This is a genomic window from Stenotrophomonas sp. NPDC077420, from assembly GCF_044543385.1.
Lineage (GTDB): Bacteria > Pseudomonadota > Gammaproteobacteria > Xanthomonadales > Xanthomonadaceae > Stenotrophomonas.
Window position 1 is genome coordinate 452,132 of record NZ_JBITVZ010000001.1, and the last position, 9,557, is coordinate 461,688.

General features: G+C 65.1%; 7 protein-coding genes and 4 tRNA genes. 10 read left to right on the top strand and 1 reads right to left on the bottom strand.

What is annotated here, in order from left to right; all coding sequences use genetic code 11:
• From ACIGII_RS01980 to ychF, 5 genes are all read left to right on the top strand, one after another.
• Positions 1-77: transfer RNA gene (locus tag ACIGII_RS01980), tRNA-Gln, on the top strand.
• Between the two features lie 134 nt (positions 78-211).
• Positions 212-1,171 carry a ribose-phosphate diphosphokinase gene (locus ACIGII_RS01985; protein ID WP_026070235.1) on the top strand — a complete coding sequence of 320 codons (960 nt, stop codon included), beginning with the start codon at positions 212-214 and terminating at the stop codon, positions 1,169-1,171.
• A gap of 106 nt (positions 1,172-1,277) precedes the next feature.
• Positions 1,278-1,895 carry a 50S ribosomal protein L25/general stress protein Ctc gene (locus ACIGII_RS01990; RefSeq protein ID WP_399635219.1) on the top strand — a complete coding sequence of 206 codons (618 nt, stop codon included), beginning with the start codon at positions 1,278-1,280 and terminating at the stop codon, positions 1,893-1,895.
• A gap of 80 nt (positions 1,896-1,975) precedes the next feature.
• Positions 1,976-2,554: an aminoacyl-tRNA hydrolase gene (pth, locus tag ACIGII_RS01995; RefSeq protein WP_399635216.1), complete on the top strand. Its 579-nt coding sequence runs from the start codon at positions 1,976-1,978 to the stop codon at positions 2,552-2,554.
• Between the two features lie 156 nt (positions 2,555-2,710).
• The gene (gene ychF, locus ACIGII_RS02000; RefSeq protein WP_399635213.1) at positions 2,711-3,802 is read left to right on the top strand and encodes a redox-regulated ATPase YchF; all 1,092 of its coding nucleotides are present in this window, start codon (positions 2,711-2,713) and stop codon (positions 3,800-3,802) included.
• A gap of 852 nt (positions 3,803-4,654) precedes the next feature.
• Here ychF and ACIGII_RS02005 read toward each other — a convergent pair.
• Positions 4,655-7,390: a TonB-dependent receptor plug domain-containing protein gene (locus ACIGII_RS02005; protein ID WP_399635210.1), complete on the bottom strand. Its 2,736-nt coding sequence runs from the start codon at positions 7,388-7,390 to the stop codon at positions 4,655-4,657.
• Positions 7,391-7,592: 202 nt separating this feature from the next.
• Here ACIGII_RS02005 and ACIGII_RS02010 point away from each other — a divergent pair, with 202 nt between their 5' ends.
• The 5 genes from ACIGII_RS02010 to ACIGII_RS02030 all read left to right on the top strand — a co-directional run.
• Positions 7,593-8,603 carry an isoaspartyl peptidase/L-asparaginase family protein gene (locus ACIGII_RS02010; RefSeq protein ID WP_399635208.1) on the top strand — a complete coding sequence of 337 codons (1,011 nt, stop codon included), beginning with the start codon at positions 7,593-7,595 and terminating at the stop codon, positions 8,601-8,603.
• A gap of 137 nt (positions 8,604-8,740) precedes the next feature.
• Positions 8,741-8,826 (top strand) — tRNA-Tyr (locus tag ACIGII_RS02015).
• Between the two features lie 38 nt (positions 8,827-8,864).
• Positions 8,865-8,938: transfer RNA gene (locus ACIGII_RS02020), tRNA-Gly, on the top strand.
• Positions 8,939-8,985: 47 nt separating this feature from the next.
• A tRNA-Thr gene (locus tag ACIGII_RS02025) sits at positions 8,986-9,061 on the top strand.
• Between the two features lie 41 nt (positions 9,062-9,102).
• The coding region (locus ACIGII_RS02030; protein WP_399635206.1) for a GTP-binding protein at positions 9,103-9,557 on the top strand (455 nt) is incomplete at its 3' end.

Below are 9,557 nucleotides of genomic sequence, written 5' to 3' on the forward strand. Positions count from 1 at the left end.
AGGGGCGTCGCCAAGAGGCCCAAGGCACCAGGTTTTGATCCTGGCATTCGGAGGTTCGAATCCTCCCGCCCCTGCCACTTGCGGACGTCAACCGCGTTCCATGCGCATGCTGCGCGGACACGGTTGACTGGCCGCGGTGTTGTCACCGCAGGCACCTTCGGGCGCCGGCGGCAGAGTTCTCCGCCCATCGCTCCCGCCCGAGACCGTCATGATGCAAGAACACCCGAACCTGCTGGTATTTTCCGGCAACGCCAACAAGCGCCTTGCGCAGAGCATCTGCAAGGAGCTGGGGGTGCGACCGGGCAAGGCGTTGGTGTCGCGCTTCTCCGACGGTGAAGTGCAGGTCGAGATCGAAGAAAACGTGCGCAAGCAGGACGTTTTCGTGATCCAGCCGACCTGCGCGCCCAGCGCCGAGAACCTGATGGAACTGCTGGTCCTGATCGACGCGCTGAAGCGCGCGTCGGTCAACAGTGTCACTGCCGTGGTGCCGTATTTCGGCTACTCGCGGCAGGATCGCCGCATGCGCTCCTCGCGCGTGCCGATCACCGCCAAGGTCGCCGCCAAGATGTTCAGCGCGGTTGGCGCCGACCGCGTCCTGACGGTGGACCTGCATGCCGACCAGATCCAGGGGTTCTTCGACATGCCGGTGGACAACGTGTATGCCTCGCCGCTGCTGCTCGCCGATATCTGGCGCGCCTACGGCACTGAAAACCTGATCGTGGTGTCCCCGGACGTGGGTGGCGTGGTGCGCGCGCGCGCCGTGGCCAAGCGCCTGGACGACGCCGACCTGGCGATCATCGACAAGCGCCGTCCGCGCGCCAACGTGTCCACCGTGATGAACATCATCGGTGACGTCGAAGGCAAGACCTGCGTGATGGTCGATGACATCGTCGATACCGCCGGCACCCTGTGTGCGGCCGCCGCAGCGCTGAAGGCGCGTGGCGCCCTGAAGGTGGCGGCGTACTGCACCCACGCCGTGCTCTCGGGCCCGGCGGTGGACAACATCAACAACTCCCAGCTCGATGAGCTGGTGGTGACCGACACCATCCCGCTGCGTGAAGAGGCGCGGGTGTGCAGCAAGATCCGCCAGCTCAGCGTGGCGGAAATGCTGGCCGAAACGATGCGCCGCATCGCCTTCGGCGAGTCGGTCAGCTCGCTGTACGTGGATTGATTTTTCCGGCCGCCGGCAACGGCGGACGGGTCCCGGGTACGTCTGGTCGCGGACGTGCCTTTCATCGCCAAGCCATTCCGGCAAGGCAACAACTGGTAGAAGAACAATGTCGAAGACCCATGAAATCAAGGTCACCAAGCGTGAACTGCAGCGTAAGGGTGCGAGCCGCCGCCTGCGTCACGCCGGTGTGATCCCGGCCATCGTGTACGGTGGCAGCGCCGAACCGGTCGCCATCAGCCTGGACCACAACGCCATCTGGCTGGCCCAGCAGAACGAGTGGTTCTACTCGTCGATCCTGGACCTGAACCTGGACGGCAAGATCACCAAGGTCCTGCTGCGTGACATGCAGCGCCACCCGCACAAGCAGCTGATCATGCACCTGGACTTCCTGCGCGTGGACGAGAACCAGTCCCTGACCGCGTCGGTGCCGCTGCACTTCATCAATGAAGACACCTCGCCGGCCGGCAAGGCTTCCGATGTCGTGGTTACCCACGAACTGAAGGAAGTGACCATCACCTGCCTGCCGAAGGACCTGCCGGAATCGATCGACGTCGATCTGGGCCAGCTGGCCTCGGGCGACGTGATCAAGCTGTCGGACATCAAGCTGCCGAAGGGCGTGACCATTCCGGCGCTGGCGCTGGGCAAGGACCACGATGATGCGATCGTGACCGCCAAGGCGGGCAAGATCGATGCCGCCGACGAAGAAGCACCGGCTGCAGAGTAAGCAATTGCGGCGCCTGTCCCCCGGGGCAGGCGCCGTTTCTGTATGTACCGGCATGACGCGGGTACCGACGAAGAAGAGCGATGACAGGATTGCGATTGATCGTTGGTCTGGGCAACCCCGGACCCGAGCACGCCCAGACCCGGCACAATGCCGGGTTTCGTTTCATTGACGCCCTGGTAGAACGGGCCGGCGCGCGCTGGAGCGTGGACAGCAAGCTGTTCGGCGAGACCGCCCGGGTCGACATCGCCGGGCAACCGGTGTGGCTGCTCAAGCCCGCCACCTACATGAATCTCAGCGGCAAGTCGGTCACCGCCGCACAGCGGTTCTGGAAGATCGAGCCGGAAGAAACCCTGCTGGCGCATGACGAACTGGACCTGCCACCCGGCGTGGCGCGGTTGAAGTTCGACGGCGGCCATGGGGGGCAGAATGGCCTGCGTGACACCATCCGCCTGCTCGGCCACGGCAAGTTCCACCGCCTGCGGATCGGCATCGGCCACCCGGGCCACAAGGACCGCGTGGTGCCCTGGGTGCTGGGTCGCGCCAGCAAGGACGACGATGTGCTGATCGGTCATGCCATCGACGATGCCATCGACGTGCTGCCGCTGGCGGTGCGTGGCGATTACAGTGAGGCGATGAAGCGCCTGCACACCCCGAAGTAACCGGAACGTCCGGAATCGGATGGGCCGGTCGGGTCCTGCAGTACGGCCCGGATCCGACGGTAGGTACCGACCGTTGGTCGGTACGGAGAATGATTGGAAAAGCAGCGCCCAACGTCGCCGCTTTCCCAATCACTTTCACCCCAGAGGTTGCAAAAGATGGGTATCAAATGCGGCATCGTCGGCCTGCCCAATGTCGGCAAGTCGACCCTGTTCAATGCGCTGACCAAGGCGGGCATCGCGGCGGCCAACTTCCCGTTCTGCACGATTGAACCGAACGTCGGCATCGTGCCGGTGCCGGATCCGCGCCTGAACGAGCTGGCGGCGATCATCAACCCGCAGAAGGTCATCCCGACCGCCGTGGAGTTCGTGGACATCGCCGGCCTGGTGGCGGGCGCGGCCAGCGGCGAGGGCCTGGGCAACAAGTTCCTGGCGCACATCCGCGAAGTGGATGCGATCACCCACGTGGTGCGCTGCTTCGAGAACCCGGACGTGATCCACGTCAACAACAAGGTCGATCCGATCTCGGACATCGAGACCATCGATATCGAGTTGGCCTTGGCCGACCTGGACAGTGTCGAGAAGGCGCTCAACCGCGCCGAGCGTGCGGCCAAGGGCGGTGACAAGGAGGCCGCGGCGCGCAAGCCGGTGCTGGCGAAGCTGCAGGCGGCACTGGCGGACGGCAAGGCCGGGCGTTCGGTGGGCCTGGACGACGAAGAGAAGGCGTTGGTGCGCGACCTGTTCCTGCTGACCCTCAAGCCGGTGATGTACATCGCCAACGTGCTGGAGGACGGCTTCGAGAACAATCCGCACCTGGACGCCGTGCGCGCCCATGCCGCGGCGGAGGGGGCGCAGGTGGTGCCGGTGTCGGCGGCGATCGAGGAAGAGCTGTCGCAGCTGGACGATGAAGACCGCGACACGTTCCTGACCGACCTGGGACTGACCGAGCCGGGCCTGAACCGCGTGATCAACGCGGCCTACAGCCTGCTCGGCCTGCAGACGTACTTCACTGCCGGCGTCAAGGAAGTCCGCGCCTGGACCGTGCGCAAGGGCGCCACCGCCCCGCAGGCCGCTGCCGTGATCCACACCGACTTCGAGAAGGGCTTCATCCGCGCCGAAACCATCGCGTATGACGACTTCATCAAGTACAAGGGCGAAGCCGGCGCCAAGGAAGCCGGTCGCCTGCGCCTGGAAGGCAAGGAATACCGCGTCCAGGAAGGCGACATCCTGCACTTCCGCTTCAACGTCTGATTCAACCCGACGCTGATGTCCGCAACGCCCCGCCTCGCGCGGGGCGTTTGCGTTTGGGCGTGGACAATAATTCGCCACGCCCCGAAATCGTTGCGCGACAGGCTTCAACCGACTTGTCCACAACAAACTCCCACTGCTTTCCACGACGCGTGTGGAAAACCCGTCGTTCGCCTGGACAAATAATCACCACGAACTCAAGACCGTTGCAGCGCGGGGCTCATGCAGGGTTGTCCACAGCTAACTCCCACCGCTCTCCACGACCCCTGTGGAGAAGGTGCACGCAACTGGCGTGATGCCGGGCTCTGCCCGGCTGCTTCATGCATATGGGCGAACAGCCATGCTCTGCGGACTTACCTGGCTTGGGCCGGCGGGTGCGGGTTTGCGGGACACGCCGTGAATACGTCCTTGTAGGCTCGTAGAAAACATCCATGTTTTCTACGGTCCCGCAAACCCACACCCGCCGACCCTCCGACAGTTGGCCGGTGGCCATGGAAGAAGCGGAATTCCCCTTGTTCGGCAATCTCAGGCATCGCCGGTAAAGTGGGGTCCCCAAACGACCGCCGTGAACGTATCCACGTCCGGTAGCGCATGAGCTTTGATCGGACGGCCATCGGCCGTCCCCCCGCGTTTCCCATGGCAACGACACACCGTCAAAGGCGGGTCGGGGCGGGTTTCCGGGGGTGTAGAAAACATGGATGTTTTCTACAAGCCCCCATGGATGGGTTCACGGCGTCCCCCGGAAACCCGCACCGTCCCGCCTAAGCCAGGGCGCCCATCAGCCAACGGCTGTTCGCCACACCCCAACAGCAGCCACGCGCAGCGTGGCGCCAGGCAATCAAGGCAATCCCGCCCTTACAGCGCAGACCCACCAAACTTGTGCGTGTACTGCAGGTTCAACTGGCGCCCCACGGTATCGAACCACGACACGTCGTAGTACGGGTACGACGTATAGGTCGCATCCTTCGGCGGCATCTTGTTGAACAGGTTCACCACCGACAAGGACAGGCGCGAGTGGTCGTCGAAGCGGTACTGCACGGACAGGTTGTAGCGGTACGTCGCCTTCATCCACGGGCTGTCGCCGCTCTCCCAGTCGAAGCTCTGGTCGTAGCTGTCGAAGCTCGGCAGCCTGCCCAGCCGCGAACCGTACAGCGTGGTCGACCACGCCGCGTTCTCCCAGGTCAGGCTGGCGCTGGTCTTGGAGCGCGGAATGTCGAAGCCGCTGTTGACCGCGAACTGGTCTTCTACCACGTCCCCGGCGAACTGCTGGAAATCATGGCGCTGCACCCACGTGTGGTTGCCGCTCAGGATGAAATCACCCACGCCGGTGGTCAGGCGGTAGCGCAGGCCCACGTCGATGCCGCGGGTGGTTTCGCGGGCGATGTTGATCGGGCTCACGTGCACCCCGTACAGGCGGCCGTCGTCGGTTCGGGTGACGCGGCTGATGGCGTCCACGCAGGTCGGCGAGCTGGCATCGGCGTCGCCCAGGCGGCAGGCCGCCTCGTCGCGCAGGATCGTGCTCACGTCCATGTCCTGCACCTGGTCGCGCATGTCGATGTCGAACCAGTCCACCGACAGGTCCAGGCCCACGGCAGGCGACCACACCAGACCCGCGCTCCAGGACGTGCTGGTTTCCGGATCGAGCTGGCGGTTGCCCTCGCGCGTCCGGATCAGGTTTTCCTCGTAATCGGAGCAGTCGTCCGCGCCCTCCACCGCGCAGGCGTAGTAGTCGTTGGCACTGGTTTCATCGTTGCCCGGGCCCGCATACACATAGTGCAGGTCCGGCGCGCGGAACGCCGTGCCGTACGAGCCGCGCACCAGCAGCGACTCGACCGGGCGCCACTCGATGCCGCCGCTCCAGGTCGCCTTGCCGATCGTATTGCCCGAGTAGCGGTACTGGTCGAAGCGGCCGGCCACGCTCACGTTGAGCGTCTCGTGCAGCGGCAGCCGCAGCTCGGCCGCGGTGGCCCAGCGGTTGCGGCTGCCATGGCCGTCCGAATCCTTCCAGCTGTAGTAGTAATACTGCGTGGCCAGCGGATCGGGATTCAGCGCGTAGGACTGGTTGCCGAACTCGGCGGTGGCCGCAAAGCCGGCCTTGCCGCCGGGCAGCTCGAACAGCTCGCCGTTGGTCAGGGTCAGCGCGGCGGTATCGGTGCGCGATCGGGGCGTGTACGTCGTGCGCGCGGCGATCGAATCGTACTCGGCGCGGCTCAGCGGCCGGTACAGGCGCGCCGGGTCGGCGTTGTAGATCGGGAAGCCATCGTCGTCCTCGCCCAGCTGCGGGCCCAGGAACAGCTCGTTGGCCTTGGCCGCGACGATCTGCGGCCAGCGGATCGACGACTGGTACTGCGAATGGCTCAGCGACGCCTCGTAGTCCCACGCTGCCCCCAGCGAACCCTTGAAGCCGCTGGTGACGCTGAAGGTCTTCTGCGTGCTGCGGATCATGCCGTCGCGCAGCCCGCCCATTTCCTCCGGCGAGAACTGGCGCTGCCAGAACTCCACCTGGTCGGTGGCCTGGTTGAAGAAGTAGCCGTCCTCGTTGCCGTCCGCCGCCATCAGGCCCCACTGGGTCACATCGCGCATCAGCGCGATGTCGTGGTAGCCCAGCTGCAGGTCGGCGAACCATTCGGCGCCATTGTCGAAGCCATAACGCAGCGAGGCGTAGCCGTTGGCGCCACGGCGCTTGCTCAGGATCGTGCCGTAGCCGATCGAGCGGTCGCTGCCGCAGTAGAAGCCGTAACGCGCGCGCTCGGCATGGTAGGTGCTGCCCTTGTTCTGTCCGGCCAGCGCATCGCAGGTGGCCTGGCCCGGGTCCAGGTAATCGTCGTTGTAATCCGTGCGCAGGTAAGCGCGGCGCGCGGCGCGCGCGCTTTCGGTGGGGGCGTCGAGGGTGGAGTCCTGCTGGGCGCGCTCATAGGCCCACAGCGGGGTCTGCGACTGCAGCTCCAGGCTGTATACCGCGCTGAACCTGCCCGCATCGAAGCCGCTGGCGATGCTCATGTCGAACGACTCGCCACCGCCCTCGGTGGTGGTGCCCATGCGCACATCGACCGTGGTGCCATCGACCTGCTTCTTCAGGATGAAGTTGACCACCCCGGCGATCGCGTCCGAGCCGTAGATCGCCGACGCGCTGCCGGTCAGCACCTCGATCCGCTCGATCATGCCCAGCGGGATGTTGGACACGTCGGTGAAGTTGCTGCGGCCCTGGAACGGCATCGGGAAATCGGCGATCCGGCGGCCATTGACCAGCACCAGGGTGTGGTTCGGCCCCAGCCCGCGCAGGTCGACCTGCTGCGCACCCGGCGAGAAATCGGCGCCGCTGGCGGACTGCTGGCTCTGGGTCTCGCCGCCGTTCTGGGTCATCGAACGCAACACGTCCGGCACGCTGGTGAACCCGCTGGCCTGGATCTGCTCGGCGGTGATCACCGTCACCGGGGCCGGGCCTTCAACCTGGGCACGCGGAATGCGCGAGCCGGTGACCTGCACCGTGTCCAGTTGCTGCACCCCGGGGACCGGGGCCTGCGCCGCCGCAGTCGCGGCCACACCCATCAACGCCAGCTGGATCGACCACGCCATCGCCTGTTTACGCATGAGAATTCTCAAGAAGAATAGGGGGCCTCAAGGGAGGCCCTGACCCCCATTCACATTCGGTGGATGGGCGGCGCGCATTTAACGCCTTTTTTACGTTGTCCGCCACTGGCCCCGCTTCAGCCAGGGCATGACCAACGGTCGATTCCGCCGGGCGGGTCACGGGTCCATGATGTCCGCCTCTCCCGCCAGTGGACACGTCCCGATGCGCCTTCGCCCCGCCCTCCTGCTTGCCCTGTGCCTGGCTCCGTCGTTTGCCGTGGCTGCCGTACCCGTGCTGGTCATCCATGGCGGGGCGGGCGTGCAGCGCAAGGACCTGTCCGCCGCCGAGGAAGCGGCCGCCCGTGCGGCGCTGCGCCAGGCGCTGCTGCAGGGTCATCAGGCGCTCGCCGCGGGCAAGCCGGCACTCGACGCGGTGACCGCCGCGATCACCGTGCTCGAGGACGATCCCACCTTCAATGCCGGCAAAGGCGCCGTGTTCACCCACGACGGGCGCAACGAGCTGGATGCGGCGCTGATGGACGGGGCCAGCCTCAAGGCCGGTGCCGTGGCCGGCGTGCAGCGCGTGCGCAATCCGATCCTGCTGGCCGAGGCGGTGATGCAGCATTCGCCGCACGTGATGATGGTCGGGCAGGGCGCGGAAGCGTTCGCCGTCAGCCAGGGCATCACCCTGGTCGACCCCGCCTACTTCCGCACCGACAAGCGCTGGCAACAGCTGCAGCGTGCGCTGAAGGAAGAGGCCAGCGGCCAGGCGCATGCCGACCTGGAAACCGCCAAACACTTCGGCACCGTCGGTGCCGTAGCGCTGGATGCGCAGGGCCACCTGGCCGCGGGCACCTCCACCGGCGGCATGACCAACAAGCGTTACGGTCGGGTGGGCGATGCCCCGATCATCGGCGCCGGTACCTACGCCAACGCCACCTGCGCCGTCTCCGGCACCGGCTGGGGCGAGTACTACATCCGCACCGCGGCCGCGCACGATATCTGCGCGCGCATGCAGTACCTCAAGCAGGGCCCGGAACAGGCAGGGCGCGAGGTGATCAACGAACGCATACCCGCACTGGGGGGCGACGGCGGTGCGATCGTGCTCTCCGCCGACGGGCGTGCGGCGACGCCGTTCAATACGCAGGGCATGTATCGCGGCTGGATTGGCGCCGATGGTGTGCCGCACGTGGCCATCTTCAAAGACGAAACATTGCCACTGCCCGGCCAATAAGCCCTGTCGGCGGGGCGATTGCAGATTCGTGTGAAAAAATTCAAAAAGGTTGTTGACAGAACCCGCATTCACCCCCAAAATTCACGGCTCTTCCACCCCACACCGAAAACGCTTCGGCGCCAGGGACAGGGTGGTAAGGAGGGATACCCAAGCGGCCAACGGGGGCAGACTGTAAATCTGCTGGCTTACGCCTTCGGTGGTTCGAATCCACCTCCCTCCACCAGTTTCATGTAGTTTCAGGTTGTGGCAAGCGCTTCCGATGCGGGAGTAGTTCAATGGTAGAACCTCAGCCTTCCAAGCTGATGGTGCGGGTTCGATCCCCGTCTCCCGCTCCATTGAATGAGTTTGAATATATTCAAATTCATGCCATAATTCAAAACTCGCTCACGTAGCTCAGTCGGTAGAGCACCTCCTTGGTAAGGAGGAGGTCGAAGGTTCGATTCCTTTCGTGAGCACCATCTAAGTGCCACCAATTCAGACGATTTCGAGATAAGCAGCCATGGCCAAGGGTAAGTTCGAGCGCACCAAGCCGCACGTCAACGTCGGCACCATCGGTCACGTCGACCACGGCAAGACCACGCTGACCGCCGCACTGACCAAGATCGGTGCCGAGCGCTTCGGTGGCGAGTTCAAGGATTACTCCGCGATCGACGCCGCGCCGGAAGAAAAGGCCCGTGGCATCACGATCTCGACCGCGCACGTCGAATACGAATCCGAGCAGCGTCACTACGCCCACGTGGATTGCCCGGGCCATGCCGACTACGTCAAGAACATGATCACCGGTGCCGCGCAGATGGACGGCGCGATCCTGGTGTGCTCGGCCGCTGACGGCCCGATGCCGCAGACCCGCGAGCACATTCTGCTGTCGCGCCAGGTCGGCGTGCCGTACATCGTCGTGTTCCTGAACAAGGCCGACATGGTGGACGACGCCGAGCTGCTGGAACTGGTCGAAAT